The sequence below is a fragment of the Rhodococcus sp. ACT016 genome, from assembly GCF_050477185.1.
GTDB lineage: Bacteria > Actinomycetota > Actinomycetes > Mycobacteriales > Mycobacteriaceae > Prescottella.
The window spans coordinates 673,893-696,390 of sequence record NZ_JBEAET010000001.1; the positions used below are offsets into that span (position 1 = coordinate 673,893).

19 protein-coding genes and 1 tRNA gene are annotated in these 22,498 nt (G+C 68.1%); 14 read left to right on the forward strand and 6 right to left on the reverse strand.

Annotated features, from left to right (window positions below):
* The first annotated feature begins 126 nt into the window (after positions 1 to 126).
* From ACQ5DX_RS03190 to ACQ5DX_RS03205, 4 genes are all read left to right on the forward strand, one after another.
* Positions 127 to 1,608 carry a class I adenylate-forming enzyme family protein gene (locus tag ACQ5DX_RS03190; RefSeq protein ID WP_430331243.1) on the forward strand — a complete coding sequence of 494 codons (1,482 nt, stop codon included), beginning with the start codon at positions 127 to 129 and terminating at the stop codon, positions 1,606 to 1,608.
* 108 nt (positions 1,609 to 1,716) lie between these two features.
* Positions 1,717 to 3,540: a DUF3556 domain-containing protein gene (locus ACQ5DX_RS03195; protein ID WP_430331244.1), complete on the forward strand. Its 1,824-nt coding sequence runs from the start codon at positions 1,717 to 1,719 to the stop codon at positions 3,538 to 3,540.
* Positions 3,537 to 4,970: a phytoene desaturase family protein gene (locus tag ACQ5DX_RS03200; RefSeq protein ID WP_430331245.1), complete on the forward strand. Its 1,434-nt coding sequence runs from the start codon at positions 3,537 to 3,539 to the stop codon at positions 4,968 to 4,970. Before ACQ5DX_RS03195 ends, ACQ5DX_RS03200 begins: the two co-directional genes overlap by 4 nt.
* Positions 4,967 to 6,295, forward strand: coding sequence for a PucR family transcriptional regulator (locus ACQ5DX_RS03205; protein WP_430331246.1), 1,329 nt, complete (start codon positions 4,967 to 4,969; stop codon positions 6,293 to 6,295). Before ACQ5DX_RS03200 ends, ACQ5DX_RS03205 begins: the two co-directional genes overlap by 4 nt.
* A 33-nt stretch (positions 6,296 to 6,328) precedes the next feature.
* Here the strand turns inward: ACQ5DX_RS03205 and ACQ5DX_RS03210 are convergent, their stop codons facing one another.
* A complete protein-coding gene (locus ACQ5DX_RS03210) occupies positions 6,329 to 6,952 on the reverse strand; it encodes a TetR/AcrR family transcriptional regulator (RefSeq protein WP_430331247.1) in 624 nt (207 codons plus the stop codon).
* Positions 6,953 to 7,077: 125 nt separating this feature from the next.
* On the opposite strand from ACQ5DX_RS03210, the gene ACQ5DX_RS03215 reads away from it, so the two are divergent.
* The 9 genes from ACQ5DX_RS03215 to ACQ5DX_RS03255 all read left to right on the forward strand — a co-directional run bounded on the left by ACQ5DX_RS03215 (position 7,078) and on the right by ACQ5DX_RS03255 (position 16,458).
* Complete coding sequence (locus ACQ5DX_RS03215; protein WP_430331248.1) at positions 7,078 to 8,223, forward strand: acyl-CoA dehydrogenase family protein; 1,146 nt, start codon at positions 7,078 to 7,080, stop codon at positions 8,221 to 8,223.
* Between the two features lie 38 nt (positions 8,224 to 8,261).
* Positions 8,262 to 9,485 carry an acetyl-CoA C-acetyltransferase gene (locus ACQ5DX_RS03220; protein WP_430331249.1) on the forward strand — a complete coding sequence of 408 codons (1,224 nt, stop codon included), beginning with the start codon at positions 8,262 to 8,264 and terminating at the stop codon, positions 9,483 to 9,485.
* Complete coding sequence (locus ACQ5DX_RS03225; protein WP_430331250.1) at positions 9,485 to 10,249, forward strand: SDR family NAD(P)-dependent oxidoreductase; 765 nt, start codon at positions 9,485 to 9,487, stop codon at positions 10,247 to 10,249. The genes ACQ5DX_RS03220 and ACQ5DX_RS03225 overlap by 1 nt, the downstream gene beginning before the upstream one ends.
* Positions 10,246 to 10,998 (forward strand): SDR family oxidoreductase, encoded by a 753-nt coding sequence (locus ACQ5DX_RS03230; protein WP_430331251.1) that lies wholly within the window; start codon positions 10,246 to 10,248, stop codon positions 10,996 to 10,998. The genes ACQ5DX_RS03225 and ACQ5DX_RS03230 overlap by 4 nt, the downstream gene beginning before the upstream one ends.
* Positions 10,998 to 11,456, forward strand: coding sequence for a MaoC family dehydratase (locus tag ACQ5DX_RS03235; protein WP_430331252.1), 459 nt, complete (start codon positions 10,998 to 11,000; stop codon positions 11,454 to 11,456). Before ACQ5DX_RS03230 ends, ACQ5DX_RS03235 begins: the two co-directional genes overlap by 1 nt.
* A gap of 99 nt (positions 11,457 to 11,555) precedes the next feature.
* Positions 11,556 to 13,793, forward strand: a complete 2,238-nt coding sequence (locus ACQ5DX_RS03240) for an ATP-dependent DNA ligase (protein WP_430331253.1) — start codon at positions 11,556 to 11,558, stop codon at positions 13,791 to 13,793.
* A gap of 111 nt (positions 13,794 to 13,904) precedes the next feature.
* Positions 13,905 to 14,312 carry a GyrI-like domain-containing protein gene (locus ACQ5DX_RS03245; protein ID WP_430331254.1) on the forward strand — a complete coding sequence of 136 codons (408 nt, stop codon included), beginning with the start codon at positions 13,905 to 13,907 and terminating at the stop codon, positions 14,310 to 14,312.
* A gap of 233 nt (positions 14,313 to 14,545) precedes the next feature.
* Positions 14,546 to 15,517 (forward strand): quinone oxidoreductase family protein, encoded by a 972-nt coding sequence (locus ACQ5DX_RS03250; protein WP_430331255.1) that lies wholly within the window; start codon positions 14,546 to 14,548, stop codon positions 15,515 to 15,517.
* Positions 15,518 to 15,528: 11 nt separating this feature from the next.
* Positions 15,529 to 16,458 carry an FAS1-like dehydratase domain-containing protein gene (locus ACQ5DX_RS03255; protein WP_430331256.1) on the forward strand — a complete coding sequence of 310 codons (930 nt, stop codon included), beginning with the start codon at positions 15,529 to 15,531 and terminating at the stop codon, positions 16,456 to 16,458.
* A gap of 127 nt (positions 16,459 to 16,585) precedes the next feature.
* Here the strand turns inward: ACQ5DX_RS03255 and ACQ5DX_RS03260 are convergent.
* Positions 16,586 to 16,658, reverse strand: a tRNA-Arg gene (locus ACQ5DX_RS03260).
* Positions 16,659 to 16,772: 114 nt separating this feature from the next.
* Positions 16,773 to 19,064 carry an FdhF/YdeP family oxidoreductase gene (locus tag ACQ5DX_RS03265; protein ID WP_430335532.1) on the reverse strand — a complete coding sequence of 764 codons (2,292 nt, stop codon included), beginning with the start codon at positions 19,062 to 19,064 and terminating at the stop codon, positions 16,773 to 16,775.
* Between the two features lie 268 nt (positions 19,065 to 19,332).
* On the opposite strand from ACQ5DX_RS03265, the gene ACQ5DX_RS03270 reads away from it, so the two are divergent.
* Positions 19,333 to 20,151, forward strand: a complete 819-nt coding sequence (locus ACQ5DX_RS03270) for a M23 family metallopeptidase (protein ID WP_430331257.1) — start codon at positions 19,333 to 19,335, stop codon at positions 20,149 to 20,151.
* A gap of 73 nt (positions 20,152 to 20,224) precedes the next feature.
* On the opposite strand, the gene ACQ5DX_RS03275 is transcribed toward ACQ5DX_RS03270, so the two are convergent.
* The 3 genes from ACQ5DX_RS03275 to ACQ5DX_RS03285 form a co-directional block, all read right to left on the reverse strand.
* Complete coding sequence (locus ACQ5DX_RS03275) at positions 20,225 to 20,473, reverse strand: hypothetical protein (RefSeq protein ID WP_430331258.1); 249 nt, start codon at positions 20,471 to 20,473, stop codon at positions 20,225 to 20,227.
* A 140-nt stretch (positions 20,474 to 20,613) separates the two neighbouring features.
* The gene (locus ACQ5DX_RS03280; protein WP_430331259.1) at positions 20,614 to 21,414 is read right to left on the reverse strand and encodes a family 1 encapsulin nanocompartment shell protein; all 801 of its coding nucleotides are present in this window, start codon (positions 21,412 to 21,414) and stop codon (positions 20,614 to 20,616) included.
* Positions 21,411 to 22,433, reverse strand: a complete 1,023-nt coding sequence (locus ACQ5DX_RS03285; RefSeq protein ID WP_430331260.1) for a Dyp-type peroxidase — start codon at positions 22,431 to 22,433, stop codon at positions 21,411 to 21,413. The genes ACQ5DX_RS03280 and ACQ5DX_RS03285 overlap by 4 nt, the downstream gene beginning before the upstream one ends.
* Between the last annotated feature and the right edge of the window lie 65 nt (positions 22,434 to 22,498).

Below are 22,498 nucleotides of genomic sequence, written 5' to 3' on the forward strand. Positions count from 1 at the left end.
TGGTGCCCTCTCGGAAGTTGTGACCGTAGGCCAAACAACTGACGAAAGTTGAGCCTGCGAGGCCGTTTTGCTGCAGGCCGGACCTCCCTAGTGTCGTAGATCACACCACTAGGGAAGGGGTTCACCGTGTCGGACATCGGCTACTTCGCGTGGGATCTGGCGCAGGTTCACGCCGACGAACCGTGCATCCGCGACGACCGACTTGCATTGTCGTACCGACAATTCGCCGATCGCGCGGACGCGTTCGCGATGCAATTGCTCGAGCACGGCGTCGGTGCCGGGGACGTCGTGGCAATCATGCTGCCGAACCGTGCCGAACTTCTCGTCGCAGTGGCCGGTGCGTGGCGCATCGGCGCGATCGCCACTCCGATCAACCCGGATTTCACCGAGCCCGAAGCCCGCTACCAGATCGATGATTCCGACGCCGTGCTGGTGGTCAACGAAGGCCCGCACGCACCCGACGCCGGTCGTACGGCGATCACTGTCGACGAGATGGCCACCGTCACGACGGCCCACCTGTCCGGGGCGGACCGGCCCAGTGCGGAGGACACCGCGCTGCTGATCTACACGTCGGGATCGACAGGCCGGCCGAAGGGAGTCCAACTCACACACGCGAATCTGCAGTTCATGGCCGATTCGTTCCGGGTGCACCTGCGGCTCGGCGCGAACGATCACTGCCTGCTGATCCTGCCCCTCTTCCACGTCAACGCCATCTGTGTCAGCTTCCTCGCGCCGATGCTGGCAGGTGCGCAGCTGAGCATCACGGGCCGGTTCTCGCCGGCTCGGTTCCTCGACGACGTCGCACGTCTGCGCCCGACATACTTCTCGGCGGTGCCCACCGTCTACGCGCTGCTCGCGTCGCAGCGCGAGGACGCGACACTGGACACGACGTCGCTGCGATTCGCGGTCTGCGGTGCCGCACCGATCTCGAGGGAACTGCTCGATCGTGTGGAGCAGCGCTTCGCCCTGGTCGTCGTCGAGGGCTACGGGCTGACCGAAGGCACGTGTGCCTCGGCCTGCAACCCGGTGGACGGCGTGCGCAAGGTGGGCACTGTGGGCCCGGCGCTCCCCGGTCAGCGCATCGCGATCTCCGGGCCGTCCGGAGAACATCTGCCGGTCGGTGCCACCGGGGAAGTGATCATCAAGGGGCCCAACGTCATGCGTGGATACCTCGGACGCCCGGAAGAGACGGAGCGAACCGTCGTCGACGGCTGGCTGCACACCGGGGACGTCGGTCGCCTGGACGATGACGGCTACCTCACCCTCGTCGACCGGATCAAGGACATGATCATCCGAGGTGGAGAGAACCTGTACCCCAAGGAGATCGAGAACGCTCTCGCGTCTCACCCCGCTGTGCTCGAGTGCGCCGTCGTCGGTGCGCCGCACGCGATGTACGGAGAGGTTCCCGTCGCCTACGTGATGACCTATCCGGATCGAGATGTCGCAGCACCCGAGCTGCTCGCTCACGTTTCGGAACGACTGACGCGGGTCAAGGTGCCGGCAGAGATACACATCGTCGAGGCGTTGCCGCGCAACCCAGTCGGCAAGATCGACAAACCCGGACTGCGTCGCCGCCACCATCCGCGCCCGGAGACCGCGCCCGCCTGACGCGCGCGGCGAGCCGATCGTCCGAGCTTTCCCGAACCAACTCGGAGCACCTATCGCTCCCGGGGGCGATACCCCATGCCCCGGAACACCCACTGTCAGGAGTACGTCATGGGATTCAAGACCGGGAATTTTCCCGAAGTCGACCCCGCCACCTTCCGTGATCGCCCCTTCCTGGAACGCATCCGTGTGACCTCGACACACTGGGTGGACTACGGATTCGGCACCCCGAAGATGGTGCATACCATCTACATTCTCAAGCTGCTCGTCCTGTACATCGGAGTGGGCACGGCGCTCGCGACGCTGACATCCGGACTGTCCTGGCTCGACGTTGCGTCATGGTGGAATCAGCCCATCGTCTACCAGAAGCTGATTCTGTGGACGATGTTGGTCGAAGCACTCGGTGTCGGTGGTTCGTGGGGCCCGCTGGCCGGACACTTCAAGCCGATGACGGGTGGCTTCCACAACTGGCTGCGCCCCGAAACCCTCCGGATGCCACCGTGGCCGGACCGAGTCCCGGGCACTGCCGGCGATCGGCGAACCGTCTTCGATGTTCTGTTGTATGCAGCGCTGCTGGCGAATCTCGCTGTGGCGGTTGTGCTCCCCGGAGTGCATACCTCGTCGCTCGATGCTGTCTCGGCCGACAATGCCGGGTTGGTCCGGGCCGCGCTCATGTACCCGCTCATCGCTCTGCTGATCGTGATCGGGTTGCGGGACAAGGTCATATTCATCGCCGCGCGCAGCGAGCAGTACCTTCCCGCCGTCATCTTCTTCGGCTTTCTCCCGTTCGTCGACATGGTCATCGCGTTGAAACTGCTGATCGTGACGGTGTGGGTCGGGGCGGGCGTGTCGAAGTTCGGCCACCACTTCTCGATGGTGATCCCGCCGATGCTGTCGAACACTCCGTGGCTGACGTCGAAGCGGATCAAACGCTCCCACTATCGTGCCTTCCCGCACGATCTGCGACCGTCGAGGCTGGCCGGCGGGGTCGGGCACGTGCTCGGCACGCTCGTCGAGGTGGCGACTCCGCTCGTGCTGCTGTTCTCCACCAATCGAACGATCACCCTGCTGGCGATCGTGCTGATGGTGGCGTTCCATCTGTTCATCCTCTCGACGTTCCCGCTGGCGGTGCCGTTGGAGTGGAATCTCCTTTTCGCATATGCGTCGGTCTTCCTGTTCTGGGGATTCCCGAACTGGAACGGATACGGCGTGTTCGACATGTCCTCGCCCTGGTTGGCGATCGGGATCGTGGCGGCACTGTGCTTCTTCCCGGTGCTCGGCAACCTGCGCCCGGATCTTGTGTCGTTCCTGCCGTCGATGCGGCAGTATGCCGGGAACTGGGCGTCGGGTACGTGGGCGTTCGCGCCGGGAGCGGAGGAGAAACTGAATCAGCACATCGTGCGCGGAGCGAAGAACACCTACACGCAACTCCTCGAGACTTATCCTCGAGACGTGGCGGATGTCGTCATGCATCAACTCCTCGGTTGGCGATCGCTGCACAGCCAGGGGCGGGCACTGCTGTCCCTCATGGTGCGGCATCTGGGTGACGACATCGATCGGTACGACCTGCGGGAGGCCGAATTCTCGTGCAACTCGCTCGTCGCCTTCAACTTCGGTGACGGCCACCTGCACGATGAACGTCTCATCGCGGCCATCCAACGACGCTGCGACTTCGCTCCGGGAGAGTTCGTCGTCGCCTGGATCGAATCCCAGCCGATCCATCGGGGAATCCAGGAGTACAAGGTGATCGATGCTGCGCTGGGTGTCGTCGAGCGCGGAACGTACCGGGTGTCCGACGCCATCGCCGAGCAACCGTGGCTTCCCAACGGCCCCATTGCATTCGACGTGCAGTGGTCGCTGTCCGGAATCCCCGTCGAGTCGAACACGCACGACGCGGCCGCGCTGCCGGACGACAAGCCCCGGGCGCGATCGTGAGCACCGCAGTGGTGGTCGGCAGCGGGCCCAACGGGCTCGCTGCCGCGGTGCACCTCGCTCGCAACGGCGTCGACGTCGACGTCCTCGAGGCTGCCGACGAGATCGGCGGTGGCACCCGTTCCGGTGAATTGACCGTGCCCGGGTTGATCCACGATCACTGCTCGGCCTTTCATCCGATGGGCGCCGGCTCTCCGTTCCTGTCGACACTCGGACTCGAGCGGTACGGACTGCGCTGGCGGTGGCCGGACATCGACTGTGCGCATCCTCTGGACGACGGCACGGCGGCGCTGCTCCATCGGTCGCTCGACGCCACTGTGCAGGGCTTGGGCGAGGACGGTCCGCGATGGCGACGGATGTTCGCGGACCTGGCATCGGGATTCGACGACCTCGCGTCCGACCTCATGCGCCCCGTGCTCGGTGTGCCCAGGCATCCTCTGCGGTTGGCGATGTTCGGTCCGCGCGCGCTGCTTCCTGCGACGGTCGGGGCCCGATGGTTCCGAACGAGGATGGGGCGCGCCCTTTTCGGGGGCGTAGCGGCGCACACGTACAACCGACTGGACAGGCCTGCGAGCGCCGCAGTCGGACTGATGATCGCCGCCGCGGGCCACCGCTACGGGTGGCCCGTCGCCGAGGGCGGTTCCGCCGCGATCGCACGGGCGCTCACCGCACAACTGGCCGAGTACGGAGGCAACGTACACACCGGGGTGCGTGTGGGATCTGTGAAGGATCTGCCCGCGGCGGACACCGTGCTTCTCGATGTGGCCCCGACGGCCGCCCTGGATATTCTCGGCGATCGGGTGCCGACGAGGATTGCGAAGGCGTACAGGAGCTTCCGCCACGGACCCGCTGCGTTCAAGGTCGACTTCGCGATCGACGGCCCCGTTCCGTGGGCGGACCCGAACTGCGGCCGGGCCGGCACCGTGCACCTCGGTGGAGACTTCGCCGAGGTCGCATACAGCGAGCGCGAGATCGCTCTGGGACGCATGCCGGAACGGCCGTTCGTGCTCCTCGGCCAGCAGTACGTCGCCGACCCGACGCGATCGAGTGGCGGTCTCGATCCGCTGTACGCGTACGCGCACGTTCCGGCCGGATACTCGGGTGACGCGACGGAAGCGATCATCGGCCAGATCGAGCGTTTCGCGCCCGGGTTCCGGGACCGGATCGTCGCGCAGGCCGTGACGACGCCCTCCGACCTCGATCGCGCCAATCCGAACCAGGTGGCCGGGGACATCATCGGCGGGGCCAACGTCGGGACGCAGGTGGTGTTCCGACCCCGTTTCGCGCTCGATCCCTACGACACGGGCGTGCCTGGGGTGTTCCTCTGCTCGGCGTCCACTCCGCCGGGGGCCGGCGCGCACGGCATGTGTGGCCGCAATGCGGCCGAGTCGGCATTGCGGCATCTGCGTCGCGGCGGTAAGGATGGGCCATGACCAGCGCAGTATCCGGTGACCGCGGGGCAGTCGCGAGGCGGCGACTCGCCCGAGTGCCGGCCACGGCCGACGCGGAGGTCCTCGAGACGGTCGCCGGCATCGCACGCCGAATCGATGCGCGGCAATCCGAGATCATCCGATCGATGGCCGCGCTGCTCGCGCACGAGATCGACGAACTCGACGAGGATCCGCAACTCGTCGAACTTCTGGAAGCGAGTGTGCACGGCAACGTCTCGACGATCCTGCACGTGCTCGCCAACGACATCTCCGTCGAGCATCTGCAACCGACCACCGCGGCGGTGGAGTACGCGCTCCGGTTGGCGCAGCGCGACGTGTCCTCGCACTCGCTGGTTCGGGCCTACCACATGGGGCAGGACGACCTCATGAAGACGTGTTATGCGGAAGTCGAGGCCCTGAGATTGCCGGGCAGTCAGGCGATGGCGGTGCTCAAGCACATCTCGGACGTCGTCTACAGCTACATCGACTGGATCACCCTGTACGTGTTCGACGCCTACGAACAGGAACGGCGCCGGTGGATCGGGGCGCGCGGAAGCGTCCGCTCGTCCACGATCCACAACGTGCTCGGCGGGGGAGACACAACGAAGGAGGCGTTCGAATCCGAGACCGGCTATCGCCTCGAACAGACACATCTCGCGATGATCGTGTGGTCGCCGAAGTCCGACGGAGACGACCTGAGCCGACTCGATCGCGTCGTCCGATCGATAGCCCACCGATTGACGACGGACGCGGCACCTGTGATCACCGCGATCGACCGCAGCACGGTCTGGGCCTGGCTGCCGTTCGGGCGTCGGCCGCCGGGACTCGACACTTCGGCACTGAGCGACGTGATCCCGGCCGGCAGCGGCATCCGAGTCGTGTTCGGCTTGCCGGCGGCCGGCGTCGGTGGATTCCGCAGGTCACACCAGCAGGCGCGGGCCGCCTACGCGGTGACGAGCCTGCCGCACACCCCGGCGCGCCCGGTTGTCAGCTTCGGCGATCGCGGCGTCGCCGTGGTCACCCTGCTGGCCGAGAACCTGGACTCGACCCGGGCGTGGGTCTGGGAAGTTCTCGGATCGCTCGCCGAGGAGACCGACCAGGCGGCCACCCTCCGTGAGACCCTGAGCGCGTATTTCGACAATGGCGAGAGCCATCTGCACACGGCTCAACAGCTCCAACTCCACCGCAACACGGTCAAGTACCGAATCAACAAGACGCTCGGAGACGGCGCGACGGGGCTGTCCGACCACAGCAAGCTCGATCTCGCGCTTGCGTTGCAGGTCTGCGAGTTCCTCGGTCCGACCGTTCTGCGCCCGCCGCAAGTCTGAGCGATCGCTTAGTTCGGGGTCGTTGCGCTCCGCTCAGGTGGCCGCCTTCACCATCCGTTCGGCCAGTGCGGCGAAGGACGTGCCGACGGCCTCCGGGGTGTGCAGTTCCCGGGACGGGTACCAGCGCACCGTGTCGATGCACAGCGACAGCACGGCCAACGTCGTGACGTCGATGTCGGCCACGGCGAACTCGCCGACGCGCGTTCCCTCGGCGATGATGTCGCGCACCGTGGCCACGATGTCCCGGCGCAACTGCACGACCTGGGCGTGATTCTCCTCGTCCAGGGCGGACAGTTCGTGCTGGACCACCCGCCCCGTCGTGTGGTTCTCGGCGTGCCAGTGGGCGAACGCGTAGACAGTCGCACGCAGGCGTTTCGTGGGTGATCCGGCGGTCTCGGCGCCTGCGCGGATCGCGGTGAGCGCCGAGTGGTGTCCGGCGAAGCTCAACCGGGCGAGCACGTCCTGCTTGGAGCGGAAATGGATGTACATCGCCGCCGGGCTCATGCCGGCCCCCGCGGCGATCTCCCGGGTGCTCGTGCCGTGGTAGCCCTTCGCCGCGAACGCGTCGCGTGCCGCGTCCAGCAGACGTTGCTCCGCTTCCCCCGTCGGGCGCTCGGATTCCGTCGCCCCAGTTCGCGCCCCGGTTCGCGATGCCATATGTTCCGACCCTCCGCCGCATCCGCCGACCCGGTGTCGACGCCTCGCGTTGACATTCTCACATCGTAGCCGCAAACTAAGCGAGCGCTTAGCTGAACGTGGCTGGGTTGGAGATGAGGTGTGAAGTGAAGAGAGCTGTTTTCACCGACGATCACGAGCAGTTCCGTGCGTCGGTCCGTGACTTCCTGGCACGCGACGTGATGCCGAACGTCGAGTCCTACGCCGAGAACCGGCTGATCCCGCGCGAGGTGTGGCGCGAGGCCGGCAAGCAGGGCATCCTCGGGCTCGAAATCCCCGAGGCCTACGGCGGCGGCGAGGCGGGCGACTACCGGTTCAACGCGGTCGCCACCGAGGAACTGTCGGCCGTCAACGCCGCCCTGGCCTCCGCGTTCGGCATTCACTTCGACATCACGACGCCGTATGTCGTCGATCTCGCCTCCGAGAACCAGAAGCAGCAGTGGCTGCCCCGCCTGGCCGCCGGTGACGCGGTCGCCGCCATCGGCATGACCGAGCCGTCCGGTGGCTCGGACCTGGCGAACCTCAAGTCCTCCGCCGTCCGGGACGGCTCCGACTGGATCCTGAACGGCGCCAAGACCTTCATTACGAACGGCTACACCGCCGACGTCGTGGTGGTGGCTGCGCGCACCGATCCGGAGAAGCGCTCGAAGGGCATCAGCCTCTTCCTCGTCGACGCCTCGTTGCCCGGTTTCGAACGGGGCCGCAAGCTCGACAAGGTCGGCCAGCCGGAGGCCGACACCGCCGAGTTGTTCTTCGACGACGTGCGCCTGCCCGCCGACGCTCTGCTCGGCGAGCCCGGCATGGGATTCGTGGCGATGATGGAACGCCTCCCGCAGGAGCGGATCGGGGCGGCGGTCTCGAACGTCGCGCACGCCAAGCAGATTCTGCTCGAGACCATCGAGTACGCCAAGGAGCGCAAGGCGTTCGGAAACTCGATCGGGTCGTTCCAGCACAACAAGTTCCTGCTCGCGGAGCTGGTCACCAAGATCGAGGTGGCGGAGGCGTACGTCGACGCCGCGGTGGCCGAGCACGCCGGGGCCGGCCTGAGCGCAGTCGACGCCGCCAAGGCGAAGTGGTGGTCCGCGCAGGTGCAGAACGAGGTGCTCGATCACTGCGTCCAGCTGCACGGCGGCTACGGATTCATGCGCGAATACCGCGTCGCCCGCGCCTGGATGGACGCCCGCGTCACGAAGATCTGGGCCGGCTCCAACGAAATCATGAAGGAAATCATCGGGCGCGACCTCGCGCTGTGACCAGACCCGGCGTCGGCCGGTCGAAAGGAACACACATCATGACCGAAGCGGTCATCGTTGCAACCGCGCGCTCGCCCATCGGGCGCGCCGGTAAGGGGTCGCTGGCGGGCATGCGGCCGGATGATCTTGCCGCACAGATGGTTCGGGCTGCGCTGGACCAGGTTCCGGCGCTCGACCCGAACACCGTCGACGACCTGTACCTCGGTGCGTGGGAGCACACGGGTGAGCAGAGCGAGAACGTCGCACGGCGCGTCGCCGTCCAGCTGGGACTGGACGCCGTACCGGCGGTGACGGTGAACCGGGCCTGCGCGTCGAGCGTGCAGACCACGCGCATGGCCTTCAACGCCATCAAGGCCGGTGACGGAGACGTGTTCATCTCCGCCGGCGTCGAGTGCGTCTCGCGCTACCCCCAGCAGAACGGGGTGGGCGCCGGTGACGTCGCGCTGCAGAACCCGCTCTTCGCCCAGGCACAGGCGCGCACGGCGCGGCTGGTCGAGACGAACGAGACGTGGACCGATCCGCGTGCCGCCGGCGCCCTGCCGGACGTCTACATCACGATGGGGCAGACGGCGGAGAACGTCGCGACCTTCCGCGGCATCAGCCGCGCGGAGCAGGACGAGTTCGCCGCGCGCTCACAGCAGTTGGCGGAGAAGGCCATCGCCGACGGGTTCTTCGAGCGGGAGATCACCCCGGTCACGCTGGCCGACGGCACCGTCGTGCGCACCGACGACGGCCCCCGCGCCGGCACGACGGCCGAGAAGCTGTCCGGGCTGCGGACGGTGTTCCGCGAGAACGGCACCGTCACCGCCGGAAACGCGTGCCCCCTCAACGACGGCGCGGCCGCGCTGGTCGTGATGAGCGACCGCAAGGCCGCCGAGCTGGGCCTGACCCCGCTGGCGCGGGTGGTCTCGACCGCCGTGAGCGGTCTGTCGCCGGAGATCATGGGCCTCGGTCCGGTCGAGGCGTCGCGTCGCGCGCTCGCGAAGGCGGGGCTGTCGATCTCCGACATCGACCTGGCGGAGATCAACGAAGCGTTTGCGGCGCAGGTGATCCCGTCGTACCGGGACCTCGGCATCGACATCGACAAGCTCAACGTCAACGGCGGCGGCATCGCCCTGGGCCATCCGTTCGGTGCGACCGGCGCCCGCATCACCACCACGCTGCTGCACTCGCTGCAGGAGCGCGACCTCCAGTTCGGCCTCGAGACCATGTGCATCGGTGGCGGACAGGGCATGGCGATCATCTTCGAGAGGCTCAGCTGATGACCGAAACCGTTGACACGCAGAACGCGTCGAACGTCTCGTTCGACTTCGCCGGGCAGACGGTCATCGTCACCGGTGGCGGCCGGGGGATCGGCCTCGAGCTGGGGCGCTTCTTCCACGAAGCCGGCGCCACGGTGTATCTGGTGGACTTCGACGCCGACGCGCTGGCCGAGGCGACCGCCGAGGTCGGGTGCCGTTCCGCGGCGGCCGACGTGAGCGACAGCGCGTCGGTGCAGGCCGTGGTGGACAAGGCGATCGCCGAGACCGGCCGCATCGACGTCCTGGTCAACAACGCGGGGATCCTGCGTGACCGCGTGCTGTGGAAGCTGACCGATGACGACTACGAGCAGGTCATGGCGGTCCACGCCGGTGGCACCTTCCGGTTCACCCGTGCCTGCGTGCCGCACTTCCGCGAGCGCGGGTACGGCCGCGTCGTCAACGTCACCTCCTACACGGGTCTGCGCGGCAACCCGGGCCAGGCGAACTACGCGATGGCCAAGGCGGGAATCATCGGCTTCACGAAGACCGCCGCGAAGGAACTGGCGCGCTTCGGTGTCACGGTCAACGCGATCTCGCCCAACGCCGAGACCCGCATGATCGCGTCGATTCCCGAGGACAAGAAGGCGGAGCTGATCGCGCAGGTGCCGATGGGTCGGTTCGCGGACCCGCGCGAGATGGCCGCGGCGGTCGCGTTCCTCGCGTCCGCGAACGCCGGATACATCACCGGCACGGTGCTTCCCGTCGACGGCGGCATCTCGATATGACGGGCCGCTTCGTCGACCGCGTCGCGGTCGTCACCGGGGCGAGCCGGGGGATCGGCCTCGCCGTCGCCCGTCGCCTGGTCGACGAGGGCGCCCGTGTCGTCGTCACAGCGCGGAAGCAGGACGCACTCGATCGGGCCGTCGATCTGCTCGGTGGGCCGTCGAAGGCGATCGCCGTGGCCGGCCACGCCGACGACGCCGCGCACCAGCTCGAGACCTTCGAGCGGGCCGCGGCCGCGTTCGGACGGGTGGACGTGCTGGTCAACAACACGGGGATCAACCCGGTGGTCGGCCCGGTTCTCGACACCGATCCCGACGCGGCGCGAAAGATCCTGGGGGTCAACGTGCTCGGCGTGATCGGGTGGACCCGTCAGTTCCGGGACCAGGCCGGCAGCGATGCCGGGGCCGTAGTCAACATCGCGTCGGTCGCCGGCGTGCGTCCGGCCGCGGACATCGGGATGTACGGCGTGAGCAAGTCGGCGGTGATCGGGCTGACCGCGCAGCTGGCGAAGGAGAACAGTCCGACGATCCGGGTCAACGCGGTCGCGCCGGCCGTGGTGCGCACTCGGTTCGCCGGACCGCTGTTCGAGGGACGGGAGGATCGGGTGACCGCCGAATATCCGCTCGGGCGTCTCGGCGAGCCCGAGGACATCGCCGGTGCAGTCGCCTTCCTCGCATCGGACGACGCCACCTGGATCACGGGGCAGACACTCGTGGTCGACGGCGGCCTGACCCTCACCGGAGGTGTGTGATGGCTGTCTTCACATCGCTCGACGAGCTGCGATCCGCGGTCGACACTGACTTGGGAACCAGCGACTGGATCACCGTCACCCAGGACCGGATCGACGCGTTCGCCGAGTGCACCGAGGACCGGCAGTGGATCCACGTCGATCCGGTGCGCGCGGCCGACGGTCCGTTCGGCGGGCCGATCGCCCACGGGTACCTCACGCTGTCGTTGCTGTCGCGATTCCTCGAGGACCTCGTCCAGGTGGAGAACGTGGCCGCGGCGGTGAACTACGGACTCGACCGGGTCCGTTTTCCCGCTCCGGTCCCGGCCGGCGCACGGGTGCGCGGGCACGGTCGGGTCGTGTCCGTCGACGAGATCCCCGGCGGCGTGCAGGCCGCATTCGAGATCTCGGTCGAGTGCGAGGGTGCGAGCAAGCCGGTCTGCGTGGCAGTGAGCCTCGCGAGGTTCCTGGCCGAGACGTAAGGCGGCCGGTGTCCGTCCTCGGGTCTGTCGGCATCCCACGCGGCGGGCGTCGTCGGCGCACAATGTGCGTACAGCAGCGGATCCCGACGGGAGGTGCGCATGCCGACACGCACAATCGACGGCCATCGTGTGGCGGTGAGCAGGCTCGACAAGGTGCTGTACCCGGCCACCGGCACCACCAAGGGCGAGGTGATCGACTACTACACCGCGATCGCGCCCGCGATGCTCCCGCACGTCGTCGACCGCCCGGTCACGCGCAAGCGCTGGCCCAACGGCGTGGACGAGCCGTCTTTCTTCGAGAAGAACCTGGCCGTGTCCGCGCCGAAGTGGCTCACCCGGCACGCCGTCCACCACAAGGACCGCACGGTGCGCTACCCGATCGTCGACGGGGTCGCGGCGCTGGTGTGGATCGGTCAGCAGGCGGCGCTGGAAGTGCATGTCCCGCAATGGCGATTCGTCGACGGCGAGCCGGGGCCGGCGACGCGACTGGTCTTCGACCTCGACCCGGGCGAGGGGACCGGTCTGCACGAATGCGCGCGCGTCGCGTTCGCGGTGCGGGATCTCGTCGCGACGCTGGGGTGGACGGCGTACCCGGTGACGAGCGGCAGCAAGGGCATCCACGTCTACGTGCCGTTGGACCGGACGCTGGCTCCGGGTGGCGCCTCCACCGTCGCCAAGAAGGTGGCGACGAGCCTCGAACAACTGCACCCCGACCTGGTGACCGCGACGATGGCGAAGTCGGTGCGCGGCGGGCGGGTCTTCGTCGACTGGAGTCAGAACAACGCCGCGAAGACCACGATCGCGCCGTACTCGATGCGCGGGCGCACCGAACCGACCGTGGCCGCACCCCGGACGTGGGAGGAACTCGAGGACCCGAACCTGCGGCATCTGCGGTTCGACGAGGTGCTCGAGCGGTACCGGCGGGACGGTGACCTGCTGGCCGACCTCGACGCGCCGTGGGATGCGCTGGCCGAGTACCGCCGCAAACGCGATCCCACGCGCACACCCGAACCGATTCCACAGACGGAAGCGGAAGGCGGCGAAGGTAATTCGTTCGTCGTCCAGGAACACCACGCCCGGCGGCTGCACTACGACTTCCGGCTCGAACGTGACGGCGTCATGGTCTCGTGGGCGGTGCCGCGCGGCATCCCGACGTCGCCCAAGGAGAACCGCCTGGCCGTGCACACCGAGGACCATCCCCTCGAGTACGCGGGTTTCTCGGGCTCCATCCCCAAGGGGGAGTACGGGGGTGGGACCGTGAGCATCTGGGACGCCGGCACGTACGAGCCGGTCAAGTGGCTCGACGACGAGGTGATCGTCCAGCTCTTCGGGGAGCGGGTGCAGGGCCGGTTCGCGCTCATCCGCACCGAGGGCGACCAGTGGCTGATGCACCTGATGCGGGAGGACGGCAACGGCCGCGACTTCCCGCGGGGGCTGCGTCCGATGCTCGCCACCGCGGGTAGCCTCGACGGACTCGACCCCGACGAGTGGGCCTTCGAGGGCAAATGGGACGGCATCCGTCTGCTCGTCGAATTCGACGGCGAGACCGTCACTCTGCGTGGTCGTGCCGGCAACGACGTGACCGACCGGTACCCCGCGCTGCAGTCGCTGGCACGAACGCTGGACGGGCATCGCGTGGTGCTAGACGGGGAGGTGGTGAGCCTCGACAGCGCGGGGCGGACGCGTTTCACCGCGCTGCAGGCCGGGGGAGATCCGCTGTTCTGGGCGTTCGACCTCCTGTATCTGGACGGAGTGCCGCTGCAGCGCAAGCGGTACGACGACCGCCGACGCGTGCTCGACGCGCTGGCGGCCGCGGTGGACGGGCTCGTCGTCCCCCCGCAGCTGACCGGCTCGGTGTCGGAGGTCGTCGAACAGAGCGGGGACCTCGAGGGCGTCGTGGCGAAGCGTCGCGACTCGATCTATCTGCCGGGTAATCGCGGATCCGCGTGGATCAAGACCAAGAACTGGCTCACCCAGGAGGCGGTCATCGGTGGGTGGCGCCGCGGCCGCGGCAGTCGCGGCGACCGTTTCGGCTCGCTGCTGCTGGGGATTCCCGGCGAAGACGGCCTGCGCTACATCGGTCGGGTCGGCACCGGGTTCAGCGAGTCGGAACTCGACCGCATGTCCGCGCTGCTCGCGCCGCTCGAGCGCAAAACCAGTCCGTTCACCGGGGAGGTGCCCGACGCGGATCGACGCGAGACCGTGTGGGTGACCCCGAAGATCGTGGGGGAGGTGCGGTTCCGCGACCGCACTGACGCCGGACGGCTGCGACACCCCAGCTGGCGGGGGCTGCGCGAGGACAAGACGCCGGACGACGTGCGCGAGGAATCCGGCTGAACCGGGCGGATTCCAACGCCGCTGCGGGGTGACGCTTGACAGGGTGGGCGGCCATTCGCGCAGACTGGAGTGACTGCCGTGATTCGGGACCCCTGAGGGAGAGGACGCGCGATGTCGGACGAGGAGGTCGTCGTCAAATCGGTTCCGGGGTTCAGGGTGGCCGAGTTGACCGGAACCGCAGTAGGTTTCGATCCCGAGCACATCGGCCCGGTGGTGCGGCCGCTGTTCGGGAGACTGATGGATCGCCTGACCGACGACGGGATCGAGGGAGTCGGCCCCGCGGTCGCGTACTACGAGACCACCCCCGTCGGTGGGGAGGTCGTCGTCCACGCCGGTATTCCTGTCGGCCCACAGACGCGGTTCGGCCAGGGCTTCGCGGTGGTCGATCTGCCCGAGATTCCGCGGGCCGCGACGCTCGTGTACGGCGGTCCGATGGATCATGTGCTCCCGGCCTGGCGTTCCCTCGAACACTGGATCGACGCGAACGGCTACCGGGCGGACGGTCCGGCGCGCGAGTGATACCTCGTCCACACCGAGGATTCCGACGGCTGGGTCACCGAACTGCAGGTCCCTGTGACTCGATCGTGAGAAGCTGCGGCGGTGGGCAGGTTTGATTGCCCGGCACCGCAACGAAATCGGGTTCCGACTCCCGTTCAGTGAAACCTCGCAGCGTTCGACGTGCATCGTGTGAGATGTTCGCGCATGTGGTCGCTACGGTCGACCCACCACCCCGAGCCGAGGAGTCCGACACCATGCGCGCCGCATTCCACACCACGCAGGGCGGCACCGACGTCCTGCGCGTCGGTGAACTGCCCGATCCCACACCCGGTCCCACCGACGTCCTGATCCGCGTGAAGGCGGCGGCCCTCGACCGGGTGGACGTGTACTGGCGCGAAGGCTCCCACGGCATGCGGGTCACCCCGCCGCACATCGGTGGTCGCGACATGGCGGGTACCGTCGTCGCACTCGGGGAGGTGGCGCGGCGGACGTACCCCCAACTGTCGGTCGGTGACGACGTCGTCGCCATCGGCCTGCGAGGGGCCCACTCGGAGTTGGCGATCGCCCCGGCAGTGTGGACGTTCCCGCTGCCGGCGAACTGTTCGTACGAGCAGGCCGCCGCGATCCCGACCGCCGGCCGCAGCGCGTACGACGCCCTGATCAACCGGGCCGCGATCCGTCCGGGCGAGGACGTCCTCGTGTTCGCCGGCGGCAGCGGCGTCGGCACCTTCGGGATCCAGATCGCCCGGGCCGCGGGCTGCCGGGTGATCACCACCGTGGGCAGGTTGGAGAAACGCGGAAGGGCGCTGGACTTGGGGGCCGATGCCGTGATCGACCACTACCGCGACGACATCGTCGCGCGGGTCCGGGAACTGACGTCGGGCGAGGGCGTGCACGTCGTGCTCGATCACGTCGGCGCACCGGTGTTCGCGGACGCGATCCGATCGCTCCGGCCCTACGGCCGCTACGTCACCACCGGCGTCACGGCGGGCCATCTCGCCGAACTCCACCTCGGGCGGGTCTTCGAGAAGGGTCTGTCGATCCTCGGCGTGGGACGGCCGGACGAGCAGCGGGTGCGACAGGTGCTCTCCGAGTTGCTGCGTCTGGTGGAGCGCGGATCCGTCACGCCGGTGGTGCACGAGGTGTTCCCGCTCGATCAGATCGCCCAGGCACACAAGGTGATGGAATCGTCGGACTTCTTCGGCAAAATCGTCCTATCCGTCTGAAGGCAGGTGACATGTTCGAATTCGTCGTGCACGGTTCCCACCTCATGCAGTTCGCGCGCGCGATCGGGGACACCGATCCCGCCTTCGAGGACGTCGGTCGGCTGTCCCGGACCGGCTCGGAGGCGCTGGCCGCCCCACCGACGTTCCTCATGGCGGCCGACCATTTCGATCCGACGTACTCGCGACGGCCGCGCCCGGGGGCGCCGTGGATCGGATCGCGACCGCTTACGGACGGTGCAACCCAGCCGTCCGGATTCCACATGGAGCAGCACTTCACCTTCCACCGTCCGGTGCGGGCCGGCGACGTCCTGACGGCCGACGCACGAACCGGCGCCATGTGGGAGAAGAGCGGACGCCGCGCCGGGACGATGAGCTTCAGTGAGATCCTCACGGACTACCGGGATTCCGACGGCGACGTCGTCGCCACGGCGCGGTGGGTGTCGGCGATGGTCGAGCGCAAGCCCGCGGCCCTCGGCGGCGGAGCGGCCGAGCCGTCGCGCGGTACCCCGGACGTACACGAGGATGACCCGGGCGCAGGCGATCTCGGTGTCGGAAGCGTCTGGAACTCGGTCCTGGTGGAGAACCTCACGCGCGCCCAGATCGTCATGTACGCCGGTGCGTCCGGCGACTTCCATCCCCTCCACAGCGACGACGTCTACGCCCGCGAGCGCGGCTACCCGGGCGTGTTCGCGCACGGCATGCTCACCATGGGCATGACCGGACGCGCGGTCACCGACCGCTTCGGGCACGCGAACGTGCGGGCCTTCGGCGGCCGGATCATCTCCCAGGTCTGGCCGGGCGACACCCTCACCGCACGGGTCGAGGTCACCGGCCTGCACTTGGACGAGAGCGGATGCGTCGTGGCCGAACTCATGCTGCGGACCACGAATCAGCATGGGGTACAGGTGTTCAGCGGCACGGCGCAGGTGCGGATGGCCTGAGGTCCAATCGACGAGGTCCGAACAGTGCCGGACTCGTGTCGGTTGCCGGGACGGACGACCCCGGCGCTCTTCGGGGAAGTGAACGGCGACGGCGTCGCCACCGAATCGGACAGGGAGTGATCTGGAGTGCCCCCGGCAGGATTCGAACCTGCGACACCGGCTTTAGGAGAGCCGTGCTCTATCCCCTGAGCTACGAGGGCGGGGGCGGGGCGAACTCGGTTCGCAGTATTCCGCAGTTGGGAGTGTAACCGCCGACGCAGTCCTTCGATGAATCGGTCGCGCGGTTCGGCGCCGCGCCGCTGATCGCGGCCCGGTCACGGCGTAGGCCGCACGGTGATCTTGACGTTCTTCATCAGGGGCTGGTCGCTTTGTGTGCTGTAGTCACCGATCGCGCAGAGGACGTTCATCTCGGGCATGTAGCCGGCGGCGCTGCCACGGGGGATGTCGTAGGGGATGGCGGTGTAGCCGGGCAGGGAGCGGGTGCTGCCGTCGCGGGCGATGCTGGTGATCTCGACGTCGGCGAAGCTGTCGATGCCGCGGTCGCGCATGTCGGCGGCGTTCATGAAGATCAGCGTGCGCAGATTCTTCACACCGCGATAGCGATCGTCGGCGGAGTAGATTGTGGTGTTCCACTGGTCGTGCGAACGCATGGTGCCGAGCACCAGTTGGCCCTCGACGGGGACGACGTCGGGCAGTGCGGCGGTGGAGAACTCGGCCCGCCCGGACGGGGTGTCGAACACCAGTTCACGGGCGGGTTGGCGGATGCGGAACCCCAGGGGCAGGCGGACCCGTCGATTGAAGTCCTCGAATCCGTCGAGCACGTGAGACATGGTGTCGCGGATGCGGTCGTAGTCGTCGACGTACCACTCCCACGGCGTGGCGCTGTCGGGCAGCGTCGCGCGGGCGATGCCGGCGATCACGGCCGGTTCGGACAGCAGGTGCGCAGAGGCCGGGCGCTTCATCCCGACGGACAGGTGCACCATGCTCATCGAATCCTCCACCGACGTCGCCTGGACCCCGCATCGCTGCCAGTCCTTCTCGGTGCGGCCGAGGCACGGCAGGATCAGCGCGTCACGGCCGTGGACCAGGTGGCTGCGGTTGAGCTTCGTGCTGACGTGAACCGTCAGCCGACACTTCCGCAGTGCTGCGAACGTGTACGGGGTGTCGGGAGCGGCGAGGGCGAAGTTTCCGCCCATACCGACGAAGACCTGCACGTCCCCGCGGTGCATGGCCTCGACTGTGCCGACGGTGTCCAGGCCGTGGTGTCGGGGCGGGTCGATCTCGCAGACGTCGGCCAGCCGGTCGAGGAACTCCGACGTGGGGCGATGGTCGATACCGCAGGTTCGGTTGCCCTGGACGTTGCTGTGCCCGCGAACCGGGGAGGGGCCGGCGCCTTCCCGTCCGATGTTGCCGCGCAGGAGCAGCAGGTTGACGATCTCGCGGGCGGTGTCGACGCCGTGATCGTGCTGGGTGACGCCCAGACACCAGCTGATGATGCTGCGGTCCGCCTTGCGATAGACCTGCGCCGCCTTGGCGATGTCGGCGCGAGCGACTCCGGACTGGCGTTCGATCTCCGCCCACGGCGTCGCCTCGCACAGGGCGCGATACTCCTCGAACCCGGTGGTGTGGCGGGCGATGAATTCGGCATCGAGGGCGTCCGGGTCGGTACGCGCCTCGTCCAGCACGATCTTCGCCATCCCGCGGAGCAGTGCCATGTCGCCGCCGATGCGCGGCTGCAGGTTCAAGGTGCTGGTGGGGGTGGACCGGAACGTCGCCATCGCCGTGAAGTCGTGCGGAATGATCGCGCGTCGTGCCGCGGCCTCGACCAGTGGATTGATGTGGACGATCTGGGCCCCGCGCTTGTAAGCCTCGACGAGCGAGGTCAGCATCCGCGGTGCATTGGACGCGGCGTTGACCCCGATGACGAACAGCGCGTCCGTGACCTCCCAGTCCTTCAGGTCGACCGTGCCCTTGCCCGTGCCCAGCGACGCCTGCAGGGCGCGGCCGCTCGCCTCGTGACACATGTTCGAACAGTCGGGCAGGTTGTTGGTGCCGAACTCGCGGGCCAGGAGTTGGTACAGGAAGGTGGCCTCGTTCCCGAGCCTGCCCGACGTGTAGAAGGCGGCCTGATCGGGTTCGTCGAGTTCACGCAGGGTGCGGCCGACGAGGTCGAAGGCGTCCGGCCAGCTGATCGGAACGTAGCGGTCCGTTCCCGGGTCGTATCTCATGGGCTCGGTCAGACGACCCCGGCCTTCGAGGTCGGCGTCCCTCCACCGCGACAGCTCCGCGACAGTGTGCGTGGCGAAGAAGTCCCGGCCGACGCGCTTGTGGGTCATCTCCCAGGAGACGTGCTTGATCCCGTTCTCGCAGATATCCAGGTGCAAGCCCTTGAGATCGTCCGGCCAAGCGCATCCAGGGCAGTCGAAGCCGTCGCCCTCGTGATTCATTCGCATGACGGCCCGTGGCCCGTCGACGAACTCGCCCTCCCGGGCGAGGAAACGGCTCACGCTCTTGGCGGCACCCCAGCCGGCGGCCGGATGTCGGTACGGCTCGAACCGGAATGCGTCGTCCTCGTCGTTTCCGCCGACCGTCTTGCCTGTCGTCATCGCCGTGACCTCCTGGGTGCCTGACACGCATGGGTGCGCTCCGTCACCGCGGCGCGCCCCCGGTCGGGCTGCTCGCGAAGGGCCTGATGGCAGACGAGGAGGTCGTGCCAGCGGCGGAATGCCGAAAAGTCTATCGACCGCCGTCTCTACCGAAAATAAAGATCAGGTAACGCTGGCGAACGCGTATATAGATTTGTTACCTTGGCTCGGCCAGCAAGATCGAATGCACTCTCGGCTTCGGCCGGAAAGATTGACGAGGTAGCTGACTGTGGGACTCCATCGCCGGACGGATGCCGACGCCGTTCTCATCGAGATCGACCCGACCGCCCCGCGAGGTCGTCACCGCGACGAGACCTCCGGTCCCGGCGCCGGCCTGAAGGCCGCCACCGTCGCCGCCGCGACAGGCGCAATCCTCACCGCCGGCGCGCAGCTCGGTGCCGGATCCGCCGCCGCGGACACCGCGCCGATTACCCAGCAGTTCCAGCTTCCCGCGGGTCTGCTTCCCGCCGGCGTCGAGCTGCCGACGCTCCCCACGCTGCCGCAGGCGCCGACCGCGCAGCAGGTGATCAGCGCCGTCAAGTCCTTCGACATCCCGGACGGTATGCCGCAGGTCGAGCAGGTCGTCAACGACATCACCGCGGCCGCGGAGGCCAGCTTCGGCTCGTTGCACACGCCGCGCGCGGTCAAGCCGGTGTCCGGCACCCTCACCTCCGACTTCGGTCCGCGATGGGGCAGCCACCACGGCGGCATCGACATCGCGGCCCCGATCGGCACGCCGGTCTACGCCGCCGCCGACGGTGTCGTGGTCGACGCCGGTCCGGCGTCCGGATTCGGTCTGTGGGTGCGCGTCAAGCACGACGACGGCACCACCACCGTCTACGGCCACGTCAACGACTACCAGGTGTCCGTCGGCCAGCACGTCGTCGCAGGTCAGCAGATCGCGACCGTCGGCAACCGCGGTCAGTCCACCGGGCCGCACCTGCACTTCGAGGTCTGGAACGCGAACGGCGCCAAGATCGACCCCTCCACGTGGCTCGAGGAGCGCGGCGTCGCGGTCACCTGGCGCGGCGCGTCGGCCACCATGTGAGCCGACCCCGATACGCGGAAAGTCCCCGTCCGGTGCGAAACCGGGCGGGGACTTTCTCGTTCGAGTCGAAAACTCAGGCGGCCGGCGTGGCTGCCGGGCGGGCGGCGTAGGACAGGCCGCACACGGTCATGACCTGGCCGAGGCTCAGCGGACCCTCGTCACCGAGCGCCCGCGAGAAGCGGCCGTCGGGGCGCACCCACAGCCGGATCGTCGCCGGCTCGTCGGCGCGGGTGAGGACGTACTCGTCGCAACCGTCGGGGCAGGGCAGCGTCTCGCGCACGATGTTCTGGGCGAAGGCGAGTTCGATCAGGTCGTCGATCACGGAAGTTGCTCCTCACACCCCGGTGCTACCGGGTCCTACTGTCACCGTTCGGTAACGCAGATTAGGCTAACCTTCGAGCCGTGTGGGCTGTCAACCCCTGATTTCACTCGTGTGAGCAATGACTCCCGTGTCGCGGCGCTCTAACGGGCCGCCAGCGCGACCGACGCCTCCCCGGTGTAGGTGAGGAACGTCAGCGACTCCTGGAAGTACAGCTCGACGGTCTCCGAATCGTGCGACAGGTAGCCGATCGACAGATCCTGGCCGATCTGCAGGTCGAAGTCGCCGCCGCGGGTGGTGAGCACGAACGCCCCGTCGATCGCCGGCGCCCAGATGATGTCGCCGTCGATGAGTCGCCGGATGTGCTCGCGGATCGGGTACCCGTGATCGGACGTCTCGCTGACCTGCGTGTACGCCTCGGCGCTCAGCAGCACCGAGTACGGACCGTCGACGCCGGCCAGGCGAAGCTCCGACAGGGCCTGGCTGATCACCTCGGGCACATCGCGGACGTCGTCGGGCAGGCGCAGCGGCGGGTTCGACGAGCTGGCCCGGATGCCCTCGATGCTCGCGGCGGCGTAACCCTCGAAGATCGCGCGGTCCTCGGCGAACGCGATCTTCTTCGCGGCCTCCTTCACCGCGTCCCAGTCGGCGTCCTGCGCGCCGCGCTCGACGTTGTCGATCTCCTCGCGCGACAGCGTGAACGGCACCCGCAGTTCCACCAGGGGCGCCACCCGACGCTGCCGGGCGAGCACGCCGTCGGCCGGAGCGTCGATCGTCATGGTGCGGCCGAGCCCCACCGCGGAGAAGTCGGTGCCGTGCGGCCCCGAGACGTCGACGACGGTGCGTCCTGCGATGTGCCGCTTGAAGGTTCGCGTCGCCTCCTCCTCGATCGACGCCCAGGCGGCGTCGGTGATGGGGGCCAGACCGCGGTAGAGGTTGTTCATCGTGTGGAACTCCTTCTCAGACTGCCGATTCCGAGTGATCCGTCAGCGGCGGGGGACGGGCTCGCGTCTTCGGTGCCGGCCTGCCGGATGCCCGGCGCCGGCGGGAGGCCGTCGAGGAACTCGACGGTGGGGGAGAAGAACAGGCCGCCGGTGACGGCGGTGGAGAAGTCGAGGATGCGGTCGGTGTTCCCCTCGGGCTTGCCGATGAACATGTTGCGCAGCATCTCCTCGGTGACCGACGGCGTGGCCGCGTACCCGATGAAGTAGGTGCCGAACTCGTCGTCGCCGAAGCTGCCGAACGGCATGTTGACGCGCAGGATCTGGCGCTCGTCGCCGTTCTCGTCGGTGATCGTGTTCAGTGCGACATGGGAATTGGACGGCTTGACGGCGTCGTCGAGTTCGATGTCGTCGAGCTTGGTGCGCCCGATGACGCGCTCCTGCTCCTCGGTGGAGATCGCGTTCCAGGAATCCATGTCGTGCAGGTACTTCTGCACGATGACGTAGCTGCCGCCGGTGAAGTCGGGATCCTCGCCGCCGACGAGCGCCGCCTCGGCCGCCTCGACATCCTCGGGATTCTCGGTGCCGTCGACGAAGCCGAGCAGGTCGCGCTGCTCGAAGTAGCGGAAGCCGTGGGTCTCGTCGACGACGGTCGCCGCGCCGCGTAGTCGTCCGACGATCTTCGACGCCAGCTCGAAGCACAGGTCCATCGACACCGCGCGGATGTGGAACAACAGGTCGCCCGGTGTCGCGGGGGCGCGGTGCCGGGCGCCGTCGAACTCGACGAACTCGTGCAGTTCGGCGGGGCGGGGACCGTCGAACAGGCGGTCCCACGCGGACGAACCGATCGAGGTGACGCACACCAGTCCCGAATCGGGCACCCGGAATCCGACGGCCTTGCGCAGGCCCTCGACGTCGGAAAGCAGGTCGCGGACGGTGTTCTCGCCGCCCTCGTCGATGATGAACACGAGGAAGATCGCCGCGGGGGTCAGCGGCGACAAGATCAACTGAGGTCGGGCCACACCTCACCGTAGAACACTCCGGTCGGCGTCGCCCGCGAACACGGGCCGTCGGCGACGTGATGTCG

Bases quoted from the DNA above. Each gene is read 5' to 3' on its own strand.
- ACQ5DX_RS03245 (WP_430331254.1), top strand. From the start codon at position 13,905: ATGTCGGACGAGGAGGTCGTCGTCAAATCGGTTCCGGGGTTCAGGGTG.
- ACQ5DX_RS03235 (WP_430331252.1), top strand. From the start codon at position 10,998: ATGGCTGTCTTCACATCGCTCGACGAGCTGCGATCCGCGGTCGACACT.
- ACQ5DX_RS03255 (WP_430331256.1), top strand. From the start codon at position 15,529: ATGTTCGAATTCGTCGTGCACGGTTCCCACCTCATGCAGTTCGCGCGC.
- ACQ5DX_RS03230 (WP_430331251.1), top strand. From the start codon at position 10,246: ATGACGGGCCGCTTCGTCGACCGCGTCGCGGTCGTCACCGGGGCGAGC.
- ACQ5DX_RS03280 (WP_430331259.1), bottom strand. From the start codon at position 21,414: ATGAACAACCTCTACCGCGGTCTGGCCCCCATCACCGACGCCGCCTGG.
- ACQ5DX_RS03210 (WP_430331247.1), bottom strand. From the start codon at position 6,952: ATGGCATCGCGAACCGGGGCGCGAACTGGGGCGACGGAATCCGAGCGC.
- ACQ5DX_RS03250 (WP_430331255.1), top strand. From the start codon at position 14,546: ATGCGCGCCGCATTCCACACCACGCAGGGCGGCACCGACGTCCTGCGC.
- ACQ5DX_RS03205 (WP_430331246.1), top strand. From the start codon at position 4,967: ATGACCAGCGCAGTATCCGGTGACCGCGGGGCAGTCGCGAGGCGGCGA.
- ACQ5DX_RS03240 (WP_430331253.1), top strand. From the start codon at position 11,556: ATGCCGACACGCACAATCGACGGCCATCGTGTGGCGGTGAGCAGGCTC.
- ACQ5DX_RS03265 (WP_430335532.1), bottom strand. From the start codon at position 19,064: ATGACGACAGGCAAGACGGTCGGCGGAAACGACGAGGACGACGCATTC.
- ACQ5DX_RS03220 (WP_430331249.1), top strand. From the start codon at position 8,262: ATGACCGAAGCGGTCATCGTTGCAACCGCGCGCTCGCCCATCGGGCGC.
- ACQ5DX_RS03195 (WP_430331244.1), top strand. From the start codon at position 1,717: ATGGGATTCAAGACCGGGAATTTTCCCGAAGTCGACCCCGCCACCTTC.
- ACQ5DX_RS03225 (WP_430331250.1), top strand. From the start codon at position 9,485: ATGACCGAAACCGTTGACACGCAGAACGCGTCGAACGTCTCGTTCGAC.